Raw genomic sequence first — 23,668 nt, 5'->3', positions numbered from 1 at the left:
ACGGCCCGCCGCCGAGCGGGCCATCCCATAAAACAAGGAGACATGATGCACAAGACCCTCGCCGCCGCCCTGTTCGCCCTTGGCCTTGCGGGCACGGCCCCCGCCATCGCGCAAAAGCCGGTCGAGCTCACCCTGTCGAGCTGGCTGCCGCCCACCCATGCGGTCGTGGCGGACTTCCTCATGCCCTGGGGCGAGGAAATCCGCAAGGCCACCGATGGCCGCGTGACGCTGCGCCTGCTGCCCAAGGCGGTCACCAACCCGGCCGGCCACTTCGACGCCGTGCGCGATGGCCTGGTCGACGTGACCTTCGTCTCGCACGCCTATTACCCCGGGCGCTTCCAGCTGACCAAGTTCGCCGTGCTGCCGTTCTCCGGCGACACCGCGACCTCGCGCTCCATCGCGGCCTGGGACACCTACGAGAAATACCTGCTCAAGGCCGACGAGCACAAGGGCGTGCGCCTGCTGGGCATCTACGCGCACGGCCCGGGCATCGCCTTCACCACCAGCAAGCCGGTCAAGCAGATCGGCGACTTCCAGGGCCTGAAGATCCGCGTCGGCGGCGGCATGGCGGCCGACGTGGCCAAGGCGGTGGGCGCCAGTCCCATCGCCAAGCCGGCGCCCGAGTCGTACGAACTGCTCAGCACCGGCGTGGCCGACGGCGTGTTCTTCCCGGCCGAATCGCTGGTGTCGTTCAAGCTGGACAGCATCATCAGGCACGCCACCGAATTCCCCGGCGGCCTGTATTCGGACACGCACGCGGTCATCATCAACCGCGACGCCTTCGCGCGCCTGTCCAAGCAGGACCAGGACACGCTGGTGCGCCTGTCGGGCCGCCACCTGGCCGAGCTGGCCGGACGCGCCTGGGACACGCACGACGCGGCCGCGCGCAAGGTGCTCGAAGGCGGCGAGATCGAACTGGTCAAGGCCGACGACGCGCTGATCGAGGCCGTGCGCGAACGCACCAAGGGGTTCGAGCAGGCATGGCTGGACGCGGCCAAGGCCAAGGGCATCGACGGGCCCGCCGCGCTGGCGTCGTTCCGCGCCGAGATCAAGCAGCTGGACCAGCAACGCTGAGCGCGCGCCATGCGGATCCTGGACCGGGCCGTCACGGCCCTGCTGCGCGCCATCGTGGTCATCAGCCTGTGCGGCATGAGCCTGCTGACGGTGGCCGACGCCACCGGACGCTACCTGCTCAACCGTCCCATCATGGGCACCGTCGAGATGGTCGAGCTGCTGATGGTGGCGGTGATCTTCGCCAGCATCCCGCTGGTGACCCGCGCGCGCGGCCACATCACGGTCGACAGCTTCAGCCACCTGTTCTCGCCCGCGACCCTGCGCGCGCAGGACTGCGTGGCCGGCCTGCTGGCGCTGACGGTCAGCGCCTGCCTGGCCTGGGTGGCGCTGCGCAAGGCGCAGAGCACCGCCGACTACGGCGACATGACGCCCATGCTCAACATTCCCCTGGCACCCTTCGTATACGCCATGGCGGTACTGCTGGCCCTGGACGCCGCCTACCGGCTGGCGGCCCTGGTCGGGCCTGCCGCTACGCAGCCGGAACCGACCCAAGATGATTGAATCCCTGTCCGCCCTGGGCGCCATGCTGGCGCTGGTTTTCATGCGCGTGCCCGTGGCCTTCGCCATGGCGCTGGTCGGCTTCGTCGGCCTGGGCCTGCTGCGCGGCTGGCCGCCCGCCTACGCCATGGCCGGCTCGGTGATCTACGAAAGCGGCTTCCAGTACCTGCTGTCGGTGCTGCCGCTGTTCATCCTGATGGGCAACTTCGTCACCGAATCGCGCATGTCGCGCGAACTGTACGCCGCCGCCCACGCGCTGCTGGGCCACCGGCGCGGCGGCCTGGCGATGTCCACCATCGCCGCCTGCGGCGGTTTCGGCGCCATCTGCGGCTCCAGCCTGGCGACGGCCGCGACGATGGCCAAGGTCGCCTATCCGGAAATGCGCCGCATGGGCTACAGCGAGAAGCTGGCGGCCGGTTCGATCGCCGCCGGCGGCACGCTGGGCGTGCTGATTCCCCCCTCCATCATCATGGTGGTGTATTGCCTGCTGACCGAACAGAGCATCGGCAAGATGTTCGCCGCCGGCGTGCTGCCCGGCGTGCTGGCGATCCTGTGCTACATGGCGGCGGTGGCCTGGGTGGTGCGCCGCGATCCGGCCGCGGGGCCGCGCGGCCCGCGCAGCACCTGGCCGCATACCCTGCACGCGCTGCGGCAGGTCTGGATGGTGCTGGCGCTGATCGGCATGCTGCTGGGCGGCATCTACGGCGGCCTGTTCACGCCGGCCGAGGCCGCCGGCGTCGGCGCCTTCCTCAGCTTCCTGTTCGCCTGCAGCCGGCGCGCCATGACGTGGCGCCGCTTCCTGGACGTGGTGGTCGAATCGGCCAAGACCACCGGCATGATCTTCGTGGTGATGATAGGCGCGCTGATGCTGGCCAATTTCATCAACTTCACCTCGCTGCCGCAGGACTTGCTGGACGTGGTCGCCCGCCACCAACTCAGCCCGCTGACGGTGATCCTGGCCATCTGCGTCATCTACATCGTGCTGGGCTGCGTGCTGGAGAGCATGTCCATGATCCTGCTGACGGTGCCGGTGTTCTACCCGCTGGTGCAGAGCCTGGGCTTCGACCTGATCTGGTTCGGCGTCATCGTGGTGGTGGTCACCGAGATCAGCTTCATCACGCCGCCCTTCGGCATGAATGTGTTCGTGCTGCGCGGACTGCTGCCCGGCGTGTCCACGCCCACGATCTTCCGCGGCGTCATGCCGTTCGTGGTCAGCGACGTGGTGCGCCTGGCGATCCTGGTGCTGTTTCCCTCGATCTCGCTCTTGCTGCCGTCGTACGTGCGCTAGGGGCCGCCGGCGCGGGCTTGTACGCCGAGGCGGCCAGGTGCTCGCGCAGCTGCGCCACCAGCGCGGCCGCCGCCGGCGACAAGGTACGGTTGCGCGAGGTCACCAGGCCGATGGAGCGCTCGGCCACCGGCCCGGTCAGCGGGCGCTCGACGATGCCGCTGTGCGCCACCGCGGCGGCGGCGATCTCCGGCAGGGCCGCCACGCCGAAGCCGCACTCCACCATGGCGACGATGGTGGCCAGGTGCTCGGCCTCGAAGGCGGGCTGGAAACGGATGCGGTTCTGCAGGAAGGCCCACTCCGCGTACTGGCGCACGCTGCTCGGATGCACCATCGACACGTGCGGCGCGGCCAGCGTATCGGCCCAGCGCAGCGGCCCCTTGCCGCGCGCCAGCGCGTGGTCCTGCGGGATCAGCAGGATGAAGCTGTCGGACATCATGGGCACATAGTGCAGGTCCGCCTGCTGCGGATCGGCCGCGGTCAGCGCGAAGTCGACCTCGCCGGCGCGCACCAGGTCGAACGCCGGGCCCGACAGCGTGTCGTGCACTTTCAGCGCCACCCCGGGATGGGCCTGCCGGTACGCCATCAGCACGCGCGGCAGCAGGCGCGCGGCCAGCGACGGCAGCGCCGCCACCGCCACCTGGCCGTGCTCGGCGCTGGCGATGCCGCTGACCGCGTCGATGGCCTCGCGAAACGCCACCTGCAGCGAGGCGGCCTGCTGCATGAACACCTCGCCGGCGGCCGTCAGCCGCACGGTGCGCGTGGTGCGGTCGAACAGGCGCACGCCCAGCGCCTCCTCGATGCGCAGCACCTGGGTCGACAATGCCGATTGCGACAGGTGCAGCTGCGCCGCCGCCTGCCGGAAATTGAGCGTGCGGCCCAATACCAGGACGGTCTCGATATCGCGCATGGACAGATTGATCTTCACGGCGCCTCACTGATCTAATTTATCGATCATTCTATCCAAAAAATCTGATTCATCAATCAAAGCCGTTTCCCTACACTGGCTGGCATTGCGAACACTCCTGCGAGAAGGAACAACATGAGCTCTCCCGATTCCGCGCTGGGCCGTCCCGGCGCCAGCCATGCGGTCGTCATCGGCGGCGGCACCATGGGCGCCGACGTGGCGGTGGTGCTGGCGCGCGCGCTGTGCCGCACCACGGTGGTGGAACCCGACGCCGCGCGCGCCGCCGCGCTGCCGCGCCGCGCCGCCGACAACCTGGCGCAGGCCGGCCGCGCCGAGGGCGCCGCGCACATCGCGGTCGTGCCCGGCCTGGACGCGGTCGAATGGGACTCGGTCGGCCTGGTGATCGAATGCGTTCCCGAGCGCCTGGACATCAAGCAGGCGCTGTTCGCCGAGCTGGCGCGCCGCGCGCCGGCCCACGCCATCCTGGCCAGCAACAGCTCCAGCTTCCCGATCAGCGCCATCGGCGCCGGCCTGCCCACGCGCGAGCGCATGCTGGGCCTGCACTTCTTCATGCCGGCGCACCTGGTGCCGCTGGTCGAGGTGGTGCTGTGCGAGGCCAGCGACCCGGCCTGCGCCGACGTCCTGATCGCCTTCATGCGCCGCTGCGGCATGGTGCCGGTCAGGGTCGCGCAGGACCTGCCGGGCTTTCTGGCCAACCGCCTGCAGCACGCCCTGTCGCGCGAAGCCTTCGATCTCATCGACCGCGGCATCGCCTCGCCCGAGGACGTGGACGCGGCGGTGCGTTTCGGTTTCGGCTTCCGCTTCCTGGCCGCCGGCCCGGTCATGCAGCGCGACCATGCCGGCATCGACGTGCACGCGGCCGCCGGCGCGACCATGTACCCGACGTTCTGCAACGCCGATACGCCGGCGCGCTGCCTGACCGAGCGCGCCGCCGACGGCCGCCACGGCATGAAGGCCGGCACGGGCTTCTATGCATGGACGCCCGAGACCATCGCCGCCGAGCGCGCCCGCTACGACCGCCTGCTGCGCGCCGGGCTGGACCTGCTCGGCGCCGAGCTGCCGGAGATCCAGCCATGAGCCCGTCGCTGTTCGCCGCGGGCGCGCAGGCCGCGCTGGCCGACTCGCCCCTGATCGTCACGGTGGCGCCCAATGGCGCCTACAAAACCGCCGCCGACCACCCCGCCGTGCCGCTGACGGCGGCGGCGCTGGCGGCCGAGGCGCGCGCCTGCCTGGACGCCGGCGCGGCCATGATGCACATGCATGTGCGCACGCCCGAAGGCCGCCATTCGCTGGACGTGGCGGCCTACCGCGAGGCGCTGGCGGCGGTGCGCCAGGCCGTGGGCGAAGAACTGCTGGTGCAGGTCACCAGCGAAGCGGCCGGCGTCTACCGCGCCGCCGAGCAGATGGCCATGGTGCGCGAACTGCGCCCCGAAGCCGTTTCGATGGGCCTGCGCGAGATCGCCGTGCCCGAGATGCCGGAACGCGAGCTGGCCGACTTCCTGGCCTGGGTCGCAGCCGAACGCATCATGGCGCAGATCATCCTGTACGACGCCGCCGACGTGGCCAGGTGGCAGGCGCTGCGCGCGCGCGGCCTGGCGCCTGAAGGAGCCTGGTCGGTGCTGTTCGTGCTGGGCCGCTACTCGGCCGGCCAGGTGTCCTCGCCGCGCGACCTGCTGCCCTTTCTCGAGGTCTACGACGGATCGCTGCCCTGGGCCGTGTGCGCCTTCGGCCGCGAAGAGAACGCCTGCGTGGCCACCGCGGCCGCGTTCGGCGGCCATATGCGGGTGGGCTTCGAGAACAACCTCAAGCTGAGCGACGGCGCGACCGCGCCGGGCAACGCCGCCCTGGTGGCCCAGGCCGCGCAGGCTGGCCGCGTGCTGGGCCGGCCCATCGCCACCGCCGCGCAGGCGCGCGAGATCTACGGACGCCTGGCATAGCCAGCGGTGCCTGTCCCAGCGGGGACAGGCACACGCACGGACAGACGCCGTGAAATCTTGCAGGTGCCTGTCTCCGCAGGGTGCCTGTCCCCGCAGGGGGACAGGCACCCTGGCCGCAGGCGTCGTTCCCCCCTACGGGGACAGACACGCCGAAGGGTCGGATGACGCCGGCGCGATCGCGCGCCAGGCCCGCAGCTTGGCGGCGAAATCCATCGCTGCATGGGCCGGGCTGGTCGACGGCAGCGCCACGTAGCGCAGATGCGCCAGGCCGTGCAGGCGCGGCAGCACGTGGCGGCGATACAGCATCGCGGCGGCCGCGCCGTTCAAGCCCACGCAGGCGATGCCCGGATGCGCGGCGAAGAAGGCCTGGAAATCGTTCGGGCGCACGCTATCGGCGACGATGGCGGCGTCCAGGCTGCCCGGGCGCTCGCAGGCCTGCAGCACGTCCCACAGGGCCACGCCGGCCCGCTGCAGGGCCTGCACGCGGTGGGCATAGGGCTGCGCGGCGTCCAGGCCGAACAGCTCGGCGGCGATCGGCCAGAATGCATTGCGCGGATGCCCGTAGTACTGCTGCGCCCGCAGCGAAGCCACGCCCGGCATGCTGCCCAGCACCAGCACGCGCGCGTCGGCGCGCGCCAGGGCCGCGAACCCCGCTACCTGCGCCATACGCTGGCCAGCCATTGCTGCTGCTCGCGCGGCAGCCCGGCGGGCCGGTAATAGTGCTCCAGGGCCTGGAAGCCCGCCGCTTCCAGCAGCGCGCGCCACGACTCCCAGTCATGCCACACCCCATAGCGGCCGCGCGACCAGCCCTCTTCGTTGCCGCCGCGCGGGTTGGAGCAGAACAGCACGCCGCCCGGCTTGAGCGTGTCGCGCAGCTCGCCCAGCACGCGCGGCAATTCCTGCGTCGGCACGTGAAACAGCGACGCGTTGGCGAAGATGCCGTCGAAACGCCCGGCCGGCAGCGCCAGCCGCAGGAAATCCTGCTGCCACACTTCGCAGCCGGTGGCCTGATGCGCCATGGCCACGAAGTGCGCCGCGCCGTCCAGGCCGACGGCCGCGTGCCCCAGCGCCGCGAACGTCTTGAGGTCGCGGCCCGGGCCGCAGCCGAAGTCCAGGATGGCATACGGCGGATCGCCCTGTATATGGCGCAGCAGGGCCGCGATGTTCTGGCTTACGTCGTGGTCGCGCGTGCCGACCTCGAACGAGACAGCGTTGTCGTCGTAATGGGCCAGCGTCAGCGCCGCGATCTGGCGCAGGTCGTCGGAAGTCAAGGTCATGGCGCGATTGTGCCGCAAAGCGGCGCCGGCGCGGCGGCGAAACGCCGCGCCGCTCCGGCCTCAGGCCGCCATGCGCCGCTCGATGGCGGTACGCGTCAACGGCAGATCCTCGGGCAGGCGCGCGGCCAGCTGGGTGAACAGCTCGTCGTGCAGCGCCAGCTCGGCGCGCCATGCCGGCAGGTCCACCGAGATGACCTGCTCGAACTTGTCGGGGCTGAATTCCAGCCCGGTCCAGTCGATATCGCCGTAGGCCGGCGAGATGCCGAACACCTGGTCGACCCCGCCGGCCTGCCCATCCAGGCGGCCCAGCATCCAGCGCAGCACGCGCATGTTCTCGCCGAATCCCGGCCACACGAACTTGCCGTCCGGTCCCTTGCGGAACCAGTTGACGCAGTAGATGCGCGGCAGCGTGGCGCCGGTCTCTTCGAGACGGCGGCCCAGCTTGAGCCAGTGGTCGAAGTAGTCGCTCATGTTGTAGCCGCAGAACGGCAGCATGGCGAAGGGGTCGCGCCGCACCACGCCTTGCTGGCCAGCCGCGGCGGCGGTGGTTTCCGAGCCCATGGTGGCGGCCATGTAGACGCCCTCGACCCAGTTGCGCGCCTCGGTGACCAGCGGCACGGTGGTCGAGCGGCGCCCGCCGAAGATGAAGGCGTCGATCGCCACGCCCTTGGGGTTTTCCCATTCGGGGTCGATGGACGGGCACTGCGCGGCCGGCGCCGTGAAGCGGGCGTTCGGGTGCGCGGCCTTGCGGCCGGTCTCGGCGGCGATGGCCGGCGTCCAGTCCTGGCCCTGCCAGTCGATCAGGTGCGCCGGCGGCGTGTCGGTCATGCCTTCCCACCACACGTCGCCGTCGTCGGTCAGCGCCACGTTGGTGAAGATCACGTTGGCCTTGAGCGTGGCCATGGCATTGAAATTGGTCTTCTCGCTGGTGCCCGGCGCCACGCCGAAGTAACCCGCCTCGGGATTGATGGCATGCAGCCGGCCGTCCGGGCCGGGCTTGATCCAGGCGATATCGTCGCCGATGGTGGTGACCTTCCAGCCGTCCATGCCGTGCGGCGGGATCAGCATCGCGAAATTGGTCTTGCCGCAGGCCGACGGGAACGCCGCGGCCACGTGGTATTTGCGGCCCTTGGGCGAGGTCACGCCCAGGATCAGCATGTGCTCGGCCAGCCAGCCCTCGTCGCGGCCCATGGTCGAGGCGATGCGCAGCGCGAAGCACTTCTTGCCCAGCAGCGCGTTGCCGCCGTAGCCCGAACCGAAGCTCCAGATCTCGCGCGTCTCGGGGTAGTGCACGATGTACTTGGTGGGGTTGCACGGCCACGCCACGTCCTGCTGCCCTTCGGCCAGCGGCATGCCCACGCTGTGCACGCACGGCACGAAGGCGCCGTCGCTGCCCAGCACGTCAAAGACCTTGCGGCCCATGCGCGTCATGATGCGCATGTTCACCACCACATAGGGGCTGTCGCTCAGCTCCACGCCGATGTGGGCGATGGGCGAGCCCAGCGGCCCCATCGAGAACGGCACCACATACATGGTGCGGCCGCGCATGGCGCCGTCGAACAGGCCGCCGAGCGTCTCGCGCATGGCCTGCGGGGCGGCCCAGTTGTTGGTGGGGCCGGCGTCTTCCTCGCGCTCGGAACAGATGAAGGTGCGGTCTTCCACGCGCGCCACGTCCGAGGGATCGGAACACGCCAGGTACGAGTTGGCGCGCTTGGCCGGATTGAGGCGGCGCATCGTGCCGCCCTGGACCATCTGTTCGCACAGGCGGTCGTACTCCTCCTGCGAGCCGTCGCACCACACCACGCGGTCCGGCTTGGTCAGGGCAGCGATCCGTTCCACCCACGCGATCAACCCGCTGTGCTTGACATAGTCGGGCACGTTGAGCGCGACGGGTTTGACTTCGGATGGCTTGTTCATCGGTAGGGTCTCCTGCGGTGTAACAACGCTGGCCGGGGCATGGCCGGGCCAGCAGCATTGGAATGGGCCTCATCATACTTGCGACCTCCGGCCCCACCAACTCGGCCAGTTGCATGAGCCGGGGACAAACCCGGGTTTACCCTAGGAAAAAAGGTAATATCCCGATTCAAAATCAATGGGAGGGCGCATGCCCCGATCGACAGCCCGCGCCGCCTGGAAGCGCGAGCTCGCCGCCACGCTGGCGCTCGGCCTGCCGCTGGTGCTGACCAATCTGGCACAAATGGCCATGACTGTTACCGATGTGATCTTCATCGGACGGCTCGGATCACAGGCGCTGGCTGCCAGCGCCCTGGGCGCCAACCTGTTCACCGCCATCGAATTCTTCGGCCTGGGCCTGGTCGCGGCCACCGCGCCGATGGTCGCGCATGCGCTGGGCCGGCGCGGCAACGCCGTGCGCGACGTGCGCCGCACGGTGCGCCAGGGCCTGTGGACCGCGGTGATCTATTCGGTGCCGGGCTGCCTGCTGCTGTGGCACGGCGAAGCCATCCTGCTGGCCATCGACCAGCCCCCCGAGCTGGCCGCGCAGGCCGGCGCCTACCTGCGCGCGCTGATGTGGGCCATGCCGCCCTTCCTGGGATTCCTGGTGCTGCGCTCGTTCGTGGCGGCGCTGCAGCGCCCGCGCTCGGCCTTCCTGATCGCGCTGGCCGCGATCGTGCTGAACGTCTTCGGCAACTGGGTGCTGGTGTTCGGCAACCTGGGCGCGCCGGCGCTGGGCCTGGTGGGCGCCGGCCTGGCCAGCGCGCTGGCCACGCTGGGCCTGTTCCTGGGCATGGCCGGCGTGGTCTGCCTGGACCGCCGCTTCCGCCGCTACCATCTGTTCGGCGACGTCTGGCAGCCGGACTGGCAGCGCCTGGCCGAGTTCTGGAAACTCGGCCTGCCGATCGGCGCGGCCACCGCGTTCGAAGTCACCATCTTCAACGCCGCGGCCTTCCTGATGGGCTGGCTGGGCGAACCGGAGCTGGCCGCCCACGCGATCGCCATCCAGATCGCCAGCGTCACGTTCATGATTCCCTACGGCATTGCCCAGGCGGCCACGGTGCGCGTGGGACACGCGTACGGCGCGCGCCAGCCCGACCAGGTCGCGCGCGCCGGCTGGTGTGCCTTCTCGCTGGGCATCGGCAGCATGGCGATCGCCGCGGCGCTGATGCTGCTGGCGCCCGGCCTGCTGGTGTCGGCCTTCCTGGACATCGGCGACCCCGCCAATGCCCAGGTCCTGCGGCTGGCCACCGCCTACCTGGCGGTCGCCGCCCTCTTCCAGATCGTCGACGGCGCGCAGGTGCTGGGCGCCGGCATGCTGCGCGGCCTGCACGACACCCGCGTGCCCATGCTGTACGCGGCGCTCGGCTATTGGGGCGTGGGCCTGCCCAGCGGCGCGGCGCTGGCGTTCTGGGCCGGCTGGCGCGGCGTGGGCGTCTGGAGCGGGCTGGCCATCGGCCTGGCGCTGGTGGCCGTGCTCATGATGCAACGCTGGCTGCGCCGCGACCGCGTGGGGCTGCTGCGGCGCGCCTAGCCGCCCTTCTCTCTTTTCAGGACATTCCCATGACCACGACATTTCCTCCCCTGAACGCCGAGCGCCTCTGGTCGCGCGTCGAAACCCTGTCGCGCATGACCTTGCCGGACGTGCCCTGGACGCGACGCGCCTTCTCGCCGCTGTTCGAGCAATCGCGCCAATGGCTGCGCGCCGAATTCGAGGCGGCCGGCCTGGCGGTGCGCCTGGATGCCGGCGGCAACCTGGTGGGCACGCGCCCCGGCCGCGACGCCGCCCGCCGCCCCATCGCCACCGGCTCGCATTGCGACACCGTGATGGCCGGCGGCCGCTTCGACGGCATCATCGGCGTGCTGGCCGGCATCGAAGTGGCGCACACCCTGCACGAGCAGGGCGTGACGCTGGAGCACCCGTTCGAAGTCATCGACTTCCTGTCCGAAGAGCCGAGCGACTACGGCATCTCCTGCGTGGGCAGCCGCGCGCTGAGCGGCCAGTTGACGCCCGACATGCTGGCCGCGCGCAACGCCGATGGCGAGACGCTGGCCGAGGGGCTGCGCCGCATCGGCGGCGACCCGGACGCGCTGGGCGCCCCGCTGCGCGGCCCCGGCCAGACCGCCGCCTTCGTCGAGCTGCACATCGAACAGGGGCCCGTGCTCGAAAGCCGCGGCCTGCCGATCGGCGTGGTCACCAACATCGTCGGTATCCGGCGCGTGCTCATCACCGTGCACGGCCAGCCCGACCACGCCGGCACCACGCCCATGGATATCCGCCGCGACGCGCTGGTGGGCGCGGCGCGCGTCATCGACGCGGCGCACCGCCGCGCCAGCACGCAGAGCGGCAAGCCGCACTACGTGGTGGCCACCATCGGCCGCATCGCCATGACGCCCAACGCGCCCAACGCCGTGCCCGGCATGGTCGAACTGATGCTGGAAGTGCGCAGCGACAGCGACGCCGTGCTGGACGCGTTTCCCGAGGCCATCATGGCGGAAGTGGCGGACGCGCTGGCCGCGCTGCGCCTGTCGGCCGCAATGGCGCCGGTCAGCCGCGCCCACCCCACCGATTGCGCGCCGCTGGTGATGGATGCCGTCGAAGACGCCGCCACCCGCCTGGGCTATGCCTCGATGCGCCTGCCCAGCGGCGCCGGCCACGACGCCGTCTACATGGCGCCCACCGGCCCGATCGGCATGATCTTCGTGCCCTGCCTGAACGGCCGCAGCCACTGTCCCGAGGAGTGGCTGGAGCCGTCGCAGCTGCTCGACGGCACGCGCGTGCTGTACGAAACCGTGCTGGAACTCGATCGCCGCCTGTCGCGCTAGCTGCGGCCGGCGGGCCGGCGATGCGGTAGCATAGCCGGCCCGCCCCCGAGTTTCCCCATGGACCAGATCGAACTGACCGACGGCACCGCCGACCGCTACCTGCTGGATGCGCCGGGCCTGTCGCTGCTTGTCTTCCACAGCCGCACCTGCGCCACCTGCGGCGTGGCGCGCCAGCGCCTGCCCGAGTTCGACCTGCCGGTCGACCGCCTGTGCTGGATCGACGCCGGCGAGAACGGCGGGCTGGTGCAGCGCTATGAAGTCTTCCACCTGCCGGCGCTGTTCGTCACGCGCGACGGCGCCTACTACGGGCCGGTCAGCGCGCAACTGGCCGACTGGGACCTGCGCCAGCAGATCAGCCTGGCGCTGGACAGCTACCCGGCCGAACTGCCATGACCATGGCCGCCGCCGCGCCGCTGCGCCGTCCGCTGGACGGTTTCGCCACTTACGTCATGCTGGCGCTGTGCATCTGCTGGGGCTTCCAGCAGATCGCCATCAAGCTGGTGGCCGCCGATGTCTCCCCCACCCTGCAGATCGGCCTGCGCTCGGCCTTCGCCGCGGTGGTGCTGATCTGGGTGGTGCTGCGCCACGAAGGCCTGGGCGCGTTGCGCGACGGCACGCTGGGGCCCGGCCTGGCGGTGGGCGCGCTGTTCGCGCTGGAATTCCTGCTGGTCGGCGTGGGCCTGGAGTACACCACCGCCTCGCACATGGCGGTATTCCTCTACACCGCGCCCATCTTCACGGCGCTCGGGCTGCACCTGCTGCTGCCCGACGAACGCCTCAAGCCGCTGCAGTGGCTGGGCGTGGCGGTGGCCTTCGGCGGCATCGCCACCGCCTTCCTGGGCAAGGGCCACGCGGCCGTGCCCGGCATGCTGCTGGGCGACCTGCTCGGCGTGCTGGCCGGCGCGGCCTGGGGCGCCACCACGGTGGCGATCCGCAAATCCTCGCTGTCCGAGGCGGCGCCGGCCAAGACTCTGTTCTACCAGATGCTGATGGCCGGACTGGCCCTGCCCGCCTTTCATTTCGCCAGCGGCGGCGCCGCGCCCGTCTGGTCCGGCGCGGCCCTGGCCAGCCTGGGCTTCCAGTCGGTGGTCGTGGCGCTGTCGAGCTACCTGGCCTGGTTCTGGCTGCTACGCCGCTATCTCGCCACCCGCCTGGCGGTGCTGTCGTTCATGACGCCGCTGTTCGGCGTCACCTTCGGCGTGCTGATCCTCGACGAGCCGCTGGACTCGGGCTTCGTCATCGGCGCGGTGCTGGTGCTGGCCGGCATCACGCTGGTCAGCGGCGCCGAGCTGCTGCGCGAGAAGCTGCGGCGCCGGACATAAGGCTGCCCCCGCAGGAATGCCGGTGCCTGTCCCGGCATGGGGACTGGCGCCTGATTTCATGGCGTATGACGGGGTGCCTGTCCCGGCGGGGACAGGCACCGATTACGGCTGGCGGCAGGCATCCAGCCGCTTGCGCTGGCGGCCCGCCGCATCGAAGTTCTCCGGCGCCAGCCACCGCTCGAACGCCGCCCGCAGCGCCGGCCATTCGCTGTCTATGATGGAGAACCACGCGGTGTCGCGCGTACGCCCCTTGTAGACCAGCGCCTGGCGGAAAATGCCCTCGAACAGGAAACCCAGGCGCAGCGCGGCCGCGCGCGAGGGCGCGTTCAGGCTGTCGCACTTCCATTCGTAGCGGCGGTAGCCCAGTTCGTCGAAGGCGCGCCGCATCAGCAGGTACTGCGCCTCGGTCGAAGCCGGCGAGCGCCGCAGCGCCGGCGCGAAGTTCACATGCCCCACTTCGATCACGCCGTTGGCCGGATCGATGCGCATCAGCGACAGCGTGCCGATCGCGCGCCCGCTGGCCAGGTCGATCACCGCGTGGTGCAGGGGATCGGCGCTGTCGGCCGCCTTGCGCAGGTATTCATCGTAGCCGGCGCGGTCGGCGAACGGGCCAGCCGACAGATAGGTCCAGCCGCTGGCCGCGTCGGGCACCGCAAAGGCCGCGTACAGATCGTCGCCGTGGCGCGCGGCGTCGAGCGGTTCGAGCCGGCAATAGCGGCCCTCGGCGGGATCGCGCGGGGGACGCGGCCGCGCCTGCCATTGCGGCATGGCCTGGCCGATGGGTTGACCGAATTCGTTGACGCGGGCTGACATGGACGGCTTCCTTTGCGGGTGGGCGGCGCGCCACCACGGCGCGCCCGCCATGGCATCAAGATAGGCGATTCGTGGCATGATAAAAAGTGCCACGAACCGCCTTTTTGATAGAGCCATGGATTTTGCCGCGATCCTCCAGCAAGCGCCGCCGGCCGGCGCGCGCCTGCCCCTGCAGCGCCAGTTGCTGCAACGCTTCAAGAACGCCATCCTGGATGGCCGCCTGGCGCCGGGCAGCCGCCTGCCCGCTTCCCGCGCGCTGGCGCAGCAGCTGGGCATTTCGCGCAACACCGTGCTGCTGGCCTACGAACACCTGGCCGCCGAAGGCTATGTGCGGGCCGACCGCCAGGGCACGCGGGTAGCGGGGCTGGCCCGCGCGGGCATGCCGGCGCGCGCGTCCGCGGCGTCCAGCGCCGGCCCGACCGCGCGGCGCCTGGCCGCGCTGAAGGCCAGCGCGCCGCGCACCGACACCTACCTGCCGCTGCGGCCCGGCACGCCGGCCCTCAACCATTTTCCCGCCAGCGCCTGGCGCAACGCGCTGGAACGCGCCCTGCGCGAGGCGCCCGCGGCCTTGCTGGGCTACGGCGAACCCGCCGGCGAACCGCGCCTGCGCCAGGCCATCGCCACCTACCTGGCGGCCGCGCGCGGCGTGCGCTGCGAGGCGCGCCAGATCGTCATCACCGAAGGCGCCCAGGAAGGGCTGGCGCTGTGCGTGCGGCTGCTGGGCAACGCCGGCGACACCGCATGGGTCGAAGACCCCGGCTACCGCGGCGCCAAGACGGCGCTGCGCTGCGGCGACATGCGGGTGGTGCCGGTGCGGGTGGACGCCGCTGGCCTGCTGGCGCCGCCGCAGGCCTGGCGCGACGCGCCGCCGCGCCTGATCTATGTCACGCCGTCGCACCAGTACCCGACCGGCGCCGTGCTGCCCGTCACGCGCCGGCTGGCGCTGATCGAGCAGGCGCGCCGCGCCGGCGCCTGGATCATCGAAGACGACTACGACAGCGAATTCCGCCACCAGGGCGAGCCCATCGCGGCCATGCAGGGCCTGGTGCCCGATGCGCCCGTGCTGTACGTGGGCACCTACAGCAAGACCATGTTCCCGTCCTTGCGGCTGGGCTTCGTGGTGCTGCCCACGGGCGTGGCCGACGAGGCCGCCGAGGCGCTGGCCGAGATGCTGCGCGGCGGCCATCGCCACGAACAATGGGCCCTGGCCTCCTTCATCGAAAGCGGCCAGTTCACCCGCCACCTCAACCGCATGCGGCGGCTCTACCGCGAGCGCCAGCAGGCCCTGCGCGCCGCCCTGGCGCGCCACCTGCGCGTGCCGCACGAAGTGCTGGGCGGCCACTGCGGCCTGCACCTGACGCTGCGGCTGCCCGCGGCGCTGGACGACCGCGCCATCGCCGCCCAGGCGCTGCGCCTGGGCATGGCGCCGCAGGCGCTGTCCGGCTTCGCCATCGCGCCGCGGCCGGAGGACACCGGACTGGTGCTGGGCTACGGCAACACCTCGGCCGAGCTGTTCGAACCGCTGATCGAGCGGCTGGCCCGGCTGATCCAGGCCTAGCCCGCGCCGCCTAGCGCGGCGCGCCCGGCTGGCCGAACAGTACGGCCCGTTCCTCGTCCGACATGGGCGCCTTGGGCCGGTAGCTGTCGCCGGCCTCCTTATAGGCGCGCGCCGTGGCGGGCCGCGCGGCGATCGCCTCGAACCAGCGGCTCAGGTGCGGGAAATGGGCCATCTTCTGGCCGTGCGCCTCGTGCGGCACGACCCAGGGATAGCAGGCGATATCGGCGATCGAGTACTCGCCCGCCAGGAACTCGCGCTCGGCCAGGCGCCGGTCCATCACGTCGTACAGGCGCGCGGTTTCAGCCGTGTAGCGTTCGATGGCGTACGGCACCTTCTCGGGGGCATAGACGTTGAAATGCCCATTCTGGCCGGCCATGGGCCCCAGCCCGCCCATCTGCCAGAACAGCCACTGCAGGACTTCGGCGCGGCCGCGCACGTCGGCGGGGATGAAGCGGCCGATCTTCTCGGCCAGGTACAGCAGGATGGCGCCGGACTCGAACAGCGAGATCGGCGCGCCGCCGCCAGCCGGCGCCTGGTCGACGATGGCGGGAATGCGGTTGTTGGGCGCGATCGCGAGGAATTCGCGCTGGAACTGCTCGCCCTTGCCGATGTTGATCGGGTGCTCGGTATAGGGCAGGCCGGCCTCTTCCAGGAAGAGTTTTATTTTCAAACCATTGGGCGTGGCCCAGAAATACAGATCAATCATGAATGGGACTCGCCTGAGTTGCAAAACAGTCCAGCATAACTCATCGGCCGATTCCGCCGCGCCGCCGCCGGCGCCACAGCGCCGCATAGACGAGCGCATTGCCGGCCAGCGCCAGCGCGCCCAGCACGGTCTGCGCCGTCCGGCTCAGCCCCTCGGGATAGATCGCCGCCAGCAGATAATGGGCGATGAAACCGTCCTCGTAGCCCTGCTGGCCGGCCTGCGCGCGCCAATGGTTTTCCAGCGGGGTCAACGGGCAGACGGCGCCGGCCAGCATGATGCCCGCCCCCCACAGGGCCGCCGGCACATGCAGCCAGGCCAGCCGCGGCCAGCGCAGCGCCAGCAGCCCGCCCAGCACGGCGAAGGCCACGAACAGCGCATGCAGCGCCAGCACCAGATCGGCCAGGAAGCGGTAAAGCATGGCGCCGTCCCTGCCCTGGCCGCGCTAGCCGATCAGGCCGCCCAGCAGCAGCATCGCCAGCACCAGCCAGAAGATCCCGGCCACGATGGCGCGCCCCATGAAGGCGCGCACCGCGGTCCACAGCAGGAGCAGGCCCAGCACCAGCAAGGCAAAATTGAACACCGACGGGCTCATGCCCAGCGCCGAGGCCAGGCCACCGAAGAAATCGCCCAGCGCCCGCCCCAGCCCGCCGAACACATAGCGCAGGCCATCGACGATGGCGCGTATCACCGCGCCCAGCATGGCGCCCAGCGAGCCGAAAAAACTGTCTTCGTTCTGCATCTCGTTCCGTGACGCGTGCGTCGTGCATGGCGGCCGGCCATCCAGCCGCGCTGACTGCTGTTATATCCGATTCGGCGCGCCCGCCAAGCAGAGCGGCCCGGTTGGTTGTTTAATACGGCTTCCAGATGTTTACACGCGCGGCCGCCTCGGACGGCCGCGGAAGGACCGACAGACATGGCATTTGATTTCGATTTGTACGTCATCGGCGCCGGCTCCGGCGGCGTGCGCGCGGCGCGCTTCGCGGCCGGCTACGGGGCCCGCGTGGCGGTGGCGGAAAGCCGCTACCTGGGCGGCACCTGCGTCAACGTGGGCTGCGTGCCCAAGAAGCTGCTGGTCTACGGCGCGCATTTCCACGAAGACTTCGAGCAGGCGGCCGGCTTCGGCTGGAACCCGGGCCGCCCGGAGTTCGACTGGCCCACGCTGATCGCCAACAAGAACCGCGAAATCGAACGCCTGAACGGCATCTACCGCAACCTGCTGGTCAACAGCGGCGTCGCGCTGCACGAAGGCCACGCCCGCATCGTCGACCCGCACACCGTCGAAATCAACGGGCAGCGCCACAGCGCGCAACACATCCTGGTGGCCACCGGCGGCTGGCCGTTCGTGCCCGACATCCCGGGCAAGGAACACGCCATCACGTCCAACGACGCCTTCTTCCTGCCCGAGCTGCCGCGCCGGGTGCTGGTGGTGGGCGGCGGCTACATCGCGGTGGAATTCGCCTCCATTTTCAATGGCCTGGGCGCGCAGACCGTGCAGGTCTACCGGCGCGAACTGTTCCTGCGCGGCTTCGACGGCAGCGTGCGCGAGCACCTGCGCGACGAACTGGTCAAGAAAGGCCTGGACCTGCGCTTCAATACCGACGTCGAACGCATCGACAAGCGCGCCGACGGCGTGCTGGCGGTCACGCTGTCCGACGGCTCGGTGCTCGAAACCGATTGCGTCTTCTACGCCACCGGCCGGCGCGCCATGCTCGACGACCTGGGCCTGGAGAACACCGGCGTGCGGCTGGCCGAGTCCGGCTACATCGAGGTGGACGACGAATACCGCACCAGCGAGCCGTCCATCCTCGCCATCGGCGACGTGATCGGCCGCGTGCCGCTCACCCCCGTGGCGCTGGCCGAAGGCATGGCCGTGGCGCGCCGCCTGTTCCGCCCGCAGGAGTACCGCAAGGTCGACTACGACCTCATCCCCACCGCCGTCTTCAGCCTGCCCAACATCGGCACGGTCGGCCTGACCACCGAGCAGGCCCTCGAACGCGGATTTCGGGTCACCCGCTACGAAAGCCGCTTCCGGCCCATGAAACTGACCCTGACCCAGAGCCAGGAAAAGACCCTGATGAAGCTGGTGGTCGACGCCGACAGCCAGAAAGTGCTGGGCTGCCACATGGTAGGCCCGGACGCCGGCGAAATCGTCCAGGGGCTGGCCGTGGCTCTCAAGGCCGGCGCCACCAAGCAGGTCTTCGACGACACCATCGGCATCCACCCCACCGCCGCCGAGGAATTCGTCACGATGAGAACGGCAACCTAACCCCCGGGTGCCTGTCCCCACTGGGGGACTGGCACCCGCCAATTGCTTGCCAGTCCCCACTGCGGGGACAGGCACCTGCAAGATTTCATGGCGTCTGCCCGTGCGTGTGCCTGTCCCCGCCGGGACAGGCACCAAAAATTCCCCCTGTTACGCAACAGTTCTGCGCTAGAGTGATAACCGCGCGCCATCCGCGCGTCCACCTTGCGTGCCGCCATGCCCGAACCGACCCAACTGCTTGCCTTCGCCCTGATCTGCCTGGGCATGACGCTCACGCCCGGCCCCAACATGATGTACCTGGTGTCGCGCTCGCTGTCGCAGGGCTACCGCGCCGGGCTGGTTTCGCTGGCCGGCGTGGCGCTCGGGCTGGTGTTCTACGTGCTGTGCGCCGTGCTGGGCATCACGGCGCTGCTGATGGCGGTGCCGCTGGCCTACGAAGCGCTGTGCGTGGCCGGCGCCATCTACCTGATGTACATGGCCTGGCAGGCGCTGCGCCCGGGCGGGCAGTCGCCATTCCAGGTGCGCGCCCTGGCGCCCAGCCCGCCGCGCCGCCTGTTCGCCATGGGGCTGTTCACCGCCCTGCTCAATCCCAAGATCGCCGTGCTGTACCTGTCGCTGCTGCCGCAGTTCATCGACCCGCAGCAAGGCAGCGTCCTGACCCAGTCGCTGGCCCTGGGCTTCACCCAGGTCGGCATCAGCATCTGCGTCAACGCGCTGTTCACCGTCATGGCCGGCGCCATCGCGGTATTCCTGGCGCGCCGGCCCATGTGGATGGTGGCGCAGCGCTGGCTGATGGGTTCGGTGCTGGCCGGCCTGGCGGTGCGCATGGCCCTGGACGCCCGCCGCTGAGCCCCCCAACCGTGGCGCCGCGGCGCCGCCCGGCTGTCGCTGCCGGCCCGGCCCCCCTGGCGCCGCGCGGCAAAGTGCGATAATTGCCTGTTGCGCCGCCGGGGCGCACCGGAGAAATTGCCTTGACCCGTATCGATGACCCGCTGCACGATCGCGAGGCCGGCCAGGCCGACGCGACGCAAGACACCACCCGCATCGACGACGTGCGCATCGGCGCCGTGCGTCCCCTGATTTCGCCCGCCCTGCTGCAGGACGAACTGCCGGTATCGGCGCCGCTACAGGCGCTGGTCGAGGACAGCCGCGCGCGCATCGCCGACGTGCTGCACGGCCGCGACGACCGGCTGGTGGTGGTGGTCGGCCCCTGCTCCATCCACGACCACGAACAGGCCATGGAGTACGCGCGCCAGCTCAAGGAGGCGGCCGACACGCTGGCCGACGACCTGCTCATCGTCATGCGCGTGTACTTCGAGAAGCCGCGCACCACCGTGGGCTGGAAGGGCTACATCAACGATCCGCGCCTGGACGGCAGTTTCCGCATCAACGAAGGCCTGCGCCGCGCGCGCCACCTGCTGCTGGAAATCGGCGCCCTGGGACTGCCCATCGCCACCGAATTCCTGGACCTGCTCAGCCCGCAATACATCGCCGACCTGATCGCCTGGGGCGCGATCGGCGCGCGCACCACCGAAAGCCCCAGCCACCGGCAACTGGCCTCGGGCCTGAGCTGCCCGCTGGGTTTCAAGAACGGCACCGACGGCGGCATCCAGGTGGCGGCCGACGCCATCGTGGCCGCCAGCGCCCCGCATGCCTTCATGGGCATGACCAAGATGGGCACCGCCGCCATCTTCGAGACGCGCGGCAACGACGACACCCACGTCATCCTGCGCGGCGGCAAGCAAGGCCCCAACTACGACGCGGCCGCCATCGACGCCTGCTGTGCGGCGCTGGCCAAGGCCGGCCTGCGCGAGCAGGTCATGGTCGACTGCTCGCACGCCAATTCGAACAAGTCGCACGCGCGCCAGGTCGACGTGGCGCGCGACCTGGCCCGGCAGCTGGCCGGCGGCGACCGCCGCATCATCGGCATCATGATCGAAAGCAACCTCGAGGAAGGCCGCCAGGATCTCAAGCCCGGCGTGCCGCTCAAGCGCGGCGTGTCCATCACCGACGCCTGCCTGAGCTGGGCCCAGACCGAGCCGGTGCTGGCCGAGCTGGCCCAGGCCGTACGCCAGCGCCGCGAAGGCTGAGCCTGCCTCAGGCCGGCGGCTCGCCGGCCCATTGCCCCACGGCCGCCAGCTGCGCGGCATACTCGCCGAACCCGGCCCGCAGCCCCAGCGCCGCGGGCCGGCGCACCGCCCGCTCCACGTGGACGCGCCACAGGCGCTGGGCGCCCGGATACGCCGCGGGCGCCCCGGCCTCGGCCAGCACTTCGGCGCGCCCGCACAGCTGCAGCAAGTCGCCGCGCGCGAAATCCACGAACACCAGGCCGGCGCGCGGATTGGCCAGCAGATTGCCCAGGGTATTGAAGAAGCGATTGCCGGAGAAATCCGGCATCGTCAGCGTATCGCCGCGCAGGTGCACGAAGCCGGGCGGCCCGCCCCGATGCGACACGTCCACCGCGTGCGGGCCGGCCTGGCGCGCGTAGCTGGCCACGAACAGCGTATCAGCCTGCCCGACCAGCGTGCGCGCGGCCGCGTCCAGGCCCGCCAGCCAGCGCGCCGGCTGCGGCGCGGGCGCGGCCTGACGCGCATGGCGGGTCTGTATGTATTGCGGGCAGTTGCCGAACGACTGCGTCACCACCACGCAGAACCCCTGTCCGTCCAGCGCGGCGACATGGCCGTTGACGCGATTGCGCCGCCGCGTGGACAGCTCGATGCCCAACATGCCCACGCCGGCGCCATGCGCCAGGCCGGCGCGCGCGGGGTCGTCGCCGGCGGGCCAGGCATCCAGGCGCAAGGTGCGCTCGTCGGGGCTGTGCGCGAAACCCGGCGGCCCCTCCAGCACGCTGGCCCAGGGGTCGCCTTGCGCATCGACCGTGGCCAGCAGCATGAACGGCAGCTGGGCAAAGAAATCGCGATGTTGCTGCGGCATGTAGTCGCGGATGACGCGCGGCCCCAATTGCGCCATGCGTTCGCGCGCGCCGGCGCGCTCCTGCATGGCCAGCTCGCCGCCATGCCAGGGGCCGTCGGCCAGGCCAGGGAGATCGGTATGGAAAACCAGCGAATCGCTCATCAAGGCACCGGGAATGTCGTATCGAACAACCGCCATGATGCCCGCCGCGCGGCCCGCGCGGCGCCGGCGCAAAACAGTGTTGCAGCCGCCGCAATGCCGTGCCCGCTGGTACGGCAGCGCCGTCAGGCCGGCAGCTCGGCCAGTTCGGCGCGCAGGCGCTCCACGCAGAATTCCACGAAGCTGCGCACCTTGGCGGCGCCCTTGCGCCCTTCCGGATACACCACATGCACCGGCAGGGGCGGCGGCTCGAATTCGCGCAGAACCACCTGCAGCGCGCCCTCGCGCAGCGCACCGGCGGCCTGGTAGGACACCACCTGCGCCAGGCCCCAGCCCTGCACAGCGGCGCGCACCGCGGCCTGCGACGACGTCACGGTAAGTTGCGCCTGCACGTCCAGGTCGCGGGCATGGCCGTCGCAGACAAAGCGCCAGCGGTCCATTTGCCCTTCCATCACCACGCTGACCGTGCAATAGCGCGGCAGCATGTCCGGATGCGACGGCACGCCGGCGCGCGCCAGGAAATCCGGCGCCGCGCACACGATGCGGCGCACGTCGCCCACATGGATGGCGGTCAGGCTGGAGTCGGGCAGGCGGCCGATGCGCACCGCCACATCCACGCCTTCGTCGAGCAACCGCACCACGCGATCGACCAGCAAGGCGCGCAGCCGCACCCGCCGGTGCTGGCGCAGGTAATCGACGATGGCCGGCATCACGTGCAGTTCGCCGAACAGCGCCGGCGCCGTCACCGACAGTTCGCCGCGCGGCTGGACCCGCCCGCCGGCGGCCGCCTCCTCGGCCTGCGCCAGGCTGTCCAGCACCGCGCGGCAATCGTGCGCGAACTGTTCGCCGGCGTCGGTCAGGCGTACGTGGCGCGTGGTGCGCACCAGCAGCAGGATGCCCAGGCGCGCCTCCAGCGCCGCCACCGCGCGCGTCACGGTCGAGGCCGACAGGCCCAGCCGCCGGCCCGCGGCGGCGAAGCTGCGCGCCTCGGCCACGGCCAGGAACAGGCTTACCTCCTGGAATTTGTCCACTGCGCCTTCTCCGGCTGCGCCCCAAAGCGCGCATCATCCCGCGTCGGCGCCGCGCCGTCCAGCCGGCCCGGCGCCCGCGCGCGGCGCGCGCCCCAACCGTGCCCGGCCTCAACTATCATGGACATTCCGTCTGTTCCCAGTTTTAAGGAGTTGCCCATGATCTGGAAGTTGATCCCCATTGCACTGCTGGCCGGCCTGACCGCCTGCGCCTCCGGCACCCGGACGGACTCCAGCCCGCCGGCCTCCAGCCAGACTTCCTCCAGCGCCGCGCCCGGGTCGGCAACGACGCCCAGCGGCCCGGACTGCGACGCCCAGCCGGTGCAGAACCTGGTGGGGCAGAAATATTCGGACTCGGTCGGCAACGACGCGCTGCGGCGCTCGAACTCGGGGTCGATGCGCCTGCTCAAGCCCGGCCAGGTCATGACCATGGAATACAACGCGCGCCGCCTGAACATCATCCTGGAGGGCAACGGCAGCATCAGCGCCCTGCGCTGCGGCTGATGCCCGCTGGCCCCGGCGCCGCCGGGGCCGCACTCTCGCAGGATCAGGCAAGAATCCTGCAGCAATCGGCATTGCCGCCACGGGCCTCGGTTTCCTATTCTTTGCGGGTCGTGCGCGCCGCCAGGGCGCGCCCCCGCTCATCGGAAGGAAACCCCCAATGCCGACGCTCAATATCAATGGCAAGGACACCGTACTGGACGCCCCCGGCGAAATGCCGCTGCTGTGGGCCCTGCGCGATGTGGCCGACCTGACCGGCACCAAGTACGGTTGCGGCATGGCGCTATGCGGCGCCTGCACCGTGCACGCCGACGGCCAGCCCATCCGCGCCTGTATCACGCCCGTGCAGGCGGTCGCCGGCCGCCGCATCGTCACCATCGAAGGCGTGGCCGCCGACCGCGCCGGCCAGGCCGTGCAGCAGGCCTGGCGCGAACTGGATGTGGCCCAGTGCGGCTACTGCCAGTCGGGCCAGATCATGTCCGCCGCCGCCCTGCTGCGCGCCAATCCCGCCCCCACCGACCGCGACATCGACGACGCCATGAACGGCAATATCTGCCGTTGCGCCACGTACGTGCGCATCCGCGCCGCCATCCACGCCGCCGCCGCGGCCCTGGCCTGAGGGAGCAA

The 23,668-nt window shown here is 70.7% G+C and carries 25 protein-coding genes; 15 read left to right on the top strand and 10 right to left on the bottom strand.

Going from position 1 to position 23,668, the window contains the following annotated elements; genetic code table 11:
- Window positions 1-42 precede the first annotated feature (42 nt).
- Genes EL288_RS10330 through EL288_RS10320 form a run of 3 tightly spaced genes read left to right on the top strand, consistent with a single transcriptional unit; the run spans window position 43 to window position 2,860 of the window.
- Window positions 43-1,074: a TRAP transporter substrate-binding protein gene (locus EL288_RS10330; RefSeq protein WP_003812137.1), complete on the top strand. Its 1,032-nt coding sequence runs from the start codon at window positions 43-45 to the stop codon at window positions 1,072-1,074.
- Window positions 1,075-1,083: 9 nt separating this feature from the next.
- Window positions 1,084-1,575, top strand: a complete 492-nt coding sequence (locus EL288_RS10325; RefSeq protein WP_003812139.1) for a TRAP transporter small permease — start codon at window positions 1,084-1,086, stop codon at window positions 1,573-1,575.
- The gene (locus tag EL288_RS10320) at window positions 1,568-2,860 is read left to right on the top strand and encodes a TRAP transporter large permease (RefSeq protein ID WP_003812141.1); all 1,293 of its coding nucleotides are present in this window, start codon (window positions 1,568-1,570) and stop codon (window positions 2,858-2,860) included. Before EL288_RS10325 ends, EL288_RS10320 begins: the two co-directional genes overlap by 8 nt.
- Here the strand turns inward: EL288_RS10320 and EL288_RS10315 are convergent.
- On the bottom strand, window positions 2,784-3,785 hold the full coding sequence (locus tag EL288_RS10315) for a LysR family transcriptional regulator (protein WP_003812144.1): 1,002 nt from the start codon (window positions 3,783-3,785) through the stop codon (window positions 2,784-2,786). The genes EL288_RS10320 and EL288_RS10315 overlap by 77 nt on opposite strands.
- Before the next feature lie 114 nt (window positions 3,786-3,899).
- On the opposite strand from EL288_RS10315, the gene EL288_RS10310 reads away from it, so the two are divergent.
- Both EL288_RS10310 and EL288_RS10305 read left to right on the top strand, forming a co-directional pair.
- A complete protein-coding gene (locus EL288_RS10310) occupies window positions 3,900-4,862 on the top strand; it encodes a 3-hydroxyacyl-CoA dehydrogenase family protein (RefSeq protein ID WP_003812148.1) in 963 nt (320 codons plus the stop codon).
- Entirely contained in the window at window positions 4,859-5,722 is an 864-nt protein-coding gene (locus EL288_RS10305; RefSeq protein ID WP_003812150.1) for a BKACE family enzyme, read from the top strand. The genes EL288_RS10310 and EL288_RS10305 overlap by 4 nt, the downstream gene beginning before the upstream one ends.
- A 132-nt stretch (window positions 5,723-5,854) precedes the next feature.
- On the opposite strand, the gene EL288_RS10300 is transcribed toward EL288_RS10305, so the two are convergent.
- The 3 genes from EL288_RS10300 to EL288_RS10290 are packed head-to-tail and all read right to left on the bottom strand — an operon-like array spanning window position 5,855 to window position 8,916.
- A complete protein-coding gene (locus EL288_RS10300) occupies window positions 5,855-6,322 on the bottom strand; it encodes a DNA-deoxyinosine glycosylase (protein ID WP_015063693.1) in 468 nt (155 codons plus the stop codon).
- A 53-nt stretch (window positions 6,323-6,375) separates the two neighbouring features.
- Window positions 6,376-6,999, bottom strand: a complete 624-nt coding sequence (locus EL288_RS10295) for a class I SAM-dependent DNA methyltransferase (protein ID WP_003812158.1) — start codon at window positions 6,997-6,999, stop codon at window positions 6,376-6,378.
- Window positions 7,000-7,059: 60 nt separating this feature from the next.
- Window positions 7,060-8,916 carry a phosphoenolpyruvate carboxykinase (GTP) gene (locus tag EL288_RS10290; protein ID WP_003817018.1) on the bottom strand — a complete coding sequence of 619 codons (1,857 nt, stop codon included), beginning with the start codon at window positions 8,914-8,916 and terminating at the stop codon, window positions 7,060-7,062.
- Between the two features lie 187 nt (window positions 8,917-9,103).
- Between EL288_RS10290 and EL288_RS10285 the strand changes: the two genes are divergently transcribed.
- The 4 genes from EL288_RS10285 to EL288_RS10270 are packed head-to-tail and all read left to right on the top strand — an operon-like array spanning window position 9,104 to window position 13,100.
- Complete coding sequence (locus EL288_RS10285) at window positions 9,104-10,486, top strand: MATE family efflux transporter (RefSeq protein WP_033451420.1); 1,383 nt, start codon at window positions 9,104-9,106, stop codon at window positions 10,484-10,486.
- 29 nt (window positions 10,487-10,515) lie between these two features.
- On the top strand, window positions 10,516-11,778 hold the full coding sequence (locus tag EL288_RS10280; protein WP_010926512.1) for a Zn-dependent hydrolase: 1,263 nt from the start codon (window positions 10,516-10,518) through the stop codon (window positions 11,776-11,778).
- Between the two features lie 57 nt (window positions 11,779-11,835).
- Window positions 11,836-12,171, top strand: a complete 336-nt coding sequence (locus EL288_RS10275) for a YbbN family protein (protein WP_003812166.1) — start codon at window positions 11,836-11,838, stop codon at window positions 12,169-12,171.
- Window positions 12,172-12,173: 2 nt separating this feature from the next.
- Window positions 12,174-13,100 (top strand): DMT family transporter, encoded by a 927-nt coding sequence (locus EL288_RS10270; protein WP_003812167.1) that lies wholly within the window; start codon window positions 12,174-12,176, stop codon window positions 13,098-13,100.
- Window positions 13,101-13,202: 102 nt separating this feature from the next.
- Here the strand turns inward: EL288_RS10270 and EL288_RS10265 are convergent, their stop codons facing one another.
- Window positions 13,203-13,913, bottom strand: a complete 711-nt coding sequence (locus EL288_RS10265) for a GNAT family N-acetyltransferase (protein ID WP_003812168.1) — start codon at window positions 13,911-13,913, stop codon at window positions 13,203-13,205.
- A gap of 76 nt (window positions 13,914-13,989) precedes the next feature.
- Here EL288_RS10265 and pdxR point away from each other — a divergent pair, with 76 nt between their 5' ends.
- Window positions 13,990-15,471, top strand: coding sequence for a MocR-like pyridoxine biosynthesis transcription factor PdxR (pdxR, locus tag EL288_RS10260; RefSeq protein WP_033459669.1), 1,482 nt, complete (start codon window positions 13,990-13,992; stop codon window positions 15,469-15,471).
- A gap of 10 nt (window positions 15,472-15,481) precedes the next feature.
- Here the strand turns inward: pdxR and EL288_RS10255 are convergent, their stop codons facing one another.
- The 3 genes from EL288_RS10255 to EL288_RS10245 are packed head-to-tail and all read right to left on the bottom strand — an operon-like array spanning window position 15,482 to window position 16,916.
- Window positions 15,482-16,177, bottom strand: a complete 696-nt coding sequence (locus EL288_RS10255; protein WP_003812170.1) for a glutathione S-transferase N-terminal domain-containing protein — start codon at window positions 16,175-16,177, stop codon at window positions 15,482-15,484.
- Window positions 16,178-16,217: 40 nt separating this feature from the next.
- Window positions 16,218-16,595, bottom strand: coding sequence for a DUF2784 domain-containing protein (locus EL288_RS10250; RefSeq protein WP_003812171.1), 378 nt, complete (start codon window positions 16,593-16,595; stop codon window positions 16,218-16,220).
- 24 nt (window positions 16,596-16,619) lie between these two features.
- Window positions 16,620-16,916 (bottom strand): hypothetical protein, encoded by a 297-nt coding sequence (locus tag EL288_RS10245; protein ID WP_003812172.1) that lies wholly within the window; start codon window positions 16,914-16,916, stop codon window positions 16,620-16,622.
- A 174-nt stretch (window positions 16,917-17,090) separates the two neighbouring features.
- Here EL288_RS10245 and gorA point away from each other — a divergent pair, with 174 nt between their 5' ends.
- The 3 genes from gorA to EL288_RS10230 all read left to right on the top strand — a co-directional run bounded on the left by gorA (window position 17,091) and on the right by EL288_RS10230 (window position 20,530).
- Window positions 17,091-18,443, top strand: coding sequence for a glutathione-disulfide reductase (gorA, locus tag EL288_RS10240; RefSeq protein WP_003812173.1), 1,353 nt, complete (start codon window positions 17,091-17,093; stop codon window positions 18,441-18,443).
- 213 nt (window positions 18,444-18,656) lie between these two features.
- Entirely contained in the window at window positions 18,657-19,289 is a 633-nt protein-coding gene (locus EL288_RS10235) for a LysE family translocator (RefSeq protein WP_033448454.1), read from the top strand.
- 122 nt (window positions 19,290-19,411) lie between these two features.
- On the top strand, window positions 19,412-20,530 hold the full coding sequence (locus EL288_RS10230) for a 3-deoxy-7-phosphoheptulonate synthase (RefSeq protein WP_003812176.1): 1,119 nt from the start codon (window positions 19,412-19,414) through the stop codon (window positions 20,528-20,530).
- 7 nt (window positions 20,531-20,537) lie between these two features.
- Here the strand turns inward: EL288_RS10230 and EL288_RS10225 are convergent, their stop codons facing one another.
- Together EL288_RS10225 and EL288_RS10220 are read right to left on the bottom strand one after the other, a co-directional pair.
- Window positions 20,538-21,551 carry a pyridoxamine 5'-phosphate oxidase family protein gene (locus tag EL288_RS10225; protein ID WP_033459677.1) on the bottom strand — a complete coding sequence of 338 codons (1,014 nt, stop codon included), beginning with the start codon at window positions 21,549-21,551 and terminating at the stop codon, window positions 20,538-20,540.
- An 86-nt stretch (window positions 21,552-21,637) separates the two neighbouring features.
- Entirely contained in the window at window positions 21,638-22,543 is a 906-nt protein-coding gene (locus EL288_RS10220) for a LysR family transcriptional regulator (RefSeq protein WP_033459673.1), read from the bottom strand.
- Between the two features lie 156 nt (window positions 22,544-22,699).
- On the opposite strand from EL288_RS10220, the gene EL288_RS10215 reads away from it, so the two are divergent.
- Window positions 22,700-23,044 carry an I78 family peptidase inhibitor gene (locus EL288_RS10215; RefSeq protein ID WP_003812179.1) on the top strand — a complete coding sequence of 115 codons (345 nt, stop codon included), beginning with the start codon at window positions 22,700-22,702 and terminating at the stop codon, window positions 23,042-23,044.
- 157 nt (window positions 23,045-23,201) lie between these two features.
- Window positions 23,202-23,660: a (2Fe-2S)-binding protein gene (locus EL288_RS10210; protein WP_003812180.1), complete on the top strand. Its 459-nt coding sequence runs from the start codon at window positions 23,202-23,204 to the stop codon at window positions 23,658-23,660.
- Window positions 23,661-23,668: the final 8 nt, after the last annotated feature.

Origin of the sequence: Bordetella bronchiseptica (assembly GCF_900636925.1) — a bacterium.
GTDB classification, from domain to species: domain Bacteria; phylum Pseudomonadota; class Gammaproteobacteria; order Burkholderiales; family Burkholderiaceae_B; genus Bordetella; species Bordetella pertussis.
Note: the sequence above shows the minus strand (reverse complement) of the source record. Positions and strands in the feature narration are given on the sequence as shown.

Excerpts from the sequence above, each read along its gene's own strand:
- EL288_RS10290 (WP_003817018.1), bottom strand. The coding sequence starts at position 8,916 with ATGAACAAGCCATCCGAAGTCAAACCCGTCGCGCTCAACGTGCCCGAC.
- EL288_RS10320 (WP_003812141.1), top strand. The coding sequence starts at position 1,568 with ATGATTGAATCCCTGTCCGCCCTGGGCGCCATGCTGGCGCTGGTTTTC.
- EL288_RS10275 (WP_003812166.1), top strand. The coding sequence starts at position 11,836 with ATGGACCAGATCGAACTGACCGACGGCACCGCCGACCGCTACCTGCTG.
- EL288_RS10285 (WP_033451420.1), top strand. The coding sequence starts at position 9,104 with ATGCCCCGATCGACAGCCCGCGCCGCCTGGAAGCGCGAGCTCGCCGCC.
- EL288_RS10265 (WP_003812168.1), bottom strand. The coding sequence starts at position 13,913 with ATGTCAGCCCGCGTCAACGAATTCGGTCAACCCATCGGCCAGGCCATG.
- EL288_RS10215 (WP_003812179.1), top strand. The coding sequence starts at position 22,700 with ATGATCTGGAAGTTGATCCCCATTGCACTGCTGGCCGGCCTGACCGCC.
- EL288_RS10300 (WP_015063693.1), bottom strand. The coding sequence starts at position 6,322 with ATGCCGGGCGTGGCTTCGCTGCGGGCGCAGCAGTACTACGGGCATCCG.
- EL288_RS10255 (WP_003812170.1), bottom strand. The coding sequence starts at position 16,177 with ATGATTGATCTGTATTTCTGGGCCACGCCCAATGGTTTGAAAATAAAA.
- EL288_RS10310 (WP_003812148.1), top strand. The coding sequence starts at position 3,900 with ATGAGCTCTCCCGATTCCGCGCTGGGCCGTCCCGGCGCCAGCCATGCG.
- EL288_RS10280 (WP_010926512.1), top strand. The coding sequence starts at position 10,516 with ATGACCACGACATTTCCTCCCCTGAACGCCGAGCGCCTCTGGTCGCGC.
- EL288_RS10295 (WP_003812158.1), bottom strand. The coding sequence starts at position 6,999 with ATGACCTTGACTTCCGACGACCTGCGCCAGATCGCGGCGCTGACGCTG.
- EL288_RS10245 (WP_003812172.1), bottom strand. The coding sequence starts at position 16,916 with ATGCAGAACGAAGACAGTTTTTTCGGCTCGCTGGGCGCCATGCTGGGC.
- EL288_RS10225 (WP_033459677.1), bottom strand. The coding sequence starts at position 21,551 with ATGGCGGTTGTTCGATACGACATTCCCGGTGCCTTGATGAGCGATTCG.
- EL288_RS10210 (WP_003812180.1), top strand. The coding sequence starts at position 23,202 with ATGCCGACGCTCAATATCAATGGCAAGGACACCGTACTGGACGCCCCC.
- EL288_RS10330 (WP_003812137.1), top strand. The coding sequence starts at position 43 with ATGATGCACAAGACCCTCGCCGCCGCCCTGTTCGCCCTTGGCCTTGCG.
- pdxR (WP_033459669.1), top strand. The coding sequence starts at position 13,990 with ATGATAAAAAGTGCCACGAACCGCCTTTTTGATAGAGCCATGGATTTT.
- EL288_RS10325 (WP_003812139.1), top strand. The coding sequence starts at position 1,084 with ATGCGGATCCTGGACCGGGCCGTCACGGCCCTGCTGCGCGCCATCGTG.
- gorA (WP_003812173.1), top strand. The coding sequence starts at position 17,091 with ATGGCATTTGATTTCGATTTGTACGTCATCGGCGCCGGCTCCGGCGGC.
- EL288_RS10305 (WP_003812150.1), top strand. The coding sequence starts at position 4,859 with ATGAGCCCGTCGCTGTTCGCCGCGGGCGCGCAGGCCGCGCTGGCCGAC.
- EL288_RS10235 (WP_033448454.1), top strand. The coding sequence starts at position 18,657 with ATGCCCGAACCGACCCAACTGCTTGCCTTCGCCCTGATCTGCCTGGGC.
- EL288_RS10270 (WP_003812167.1), top strand. The coding sequence starts at position 12,174 with ATGGCCGCCGCCGCGCCGCTGCGCCGTCCGCTGGACGGTTTCGCCACT.
- EL288_RS10250 (WP_003812171.1), bottom strand. The coding sequence starts at position 16,595 with ATGCTTTACCGCTTCCTGGCCGATCTGGTGCTGGCGCTGCATGCGCTG.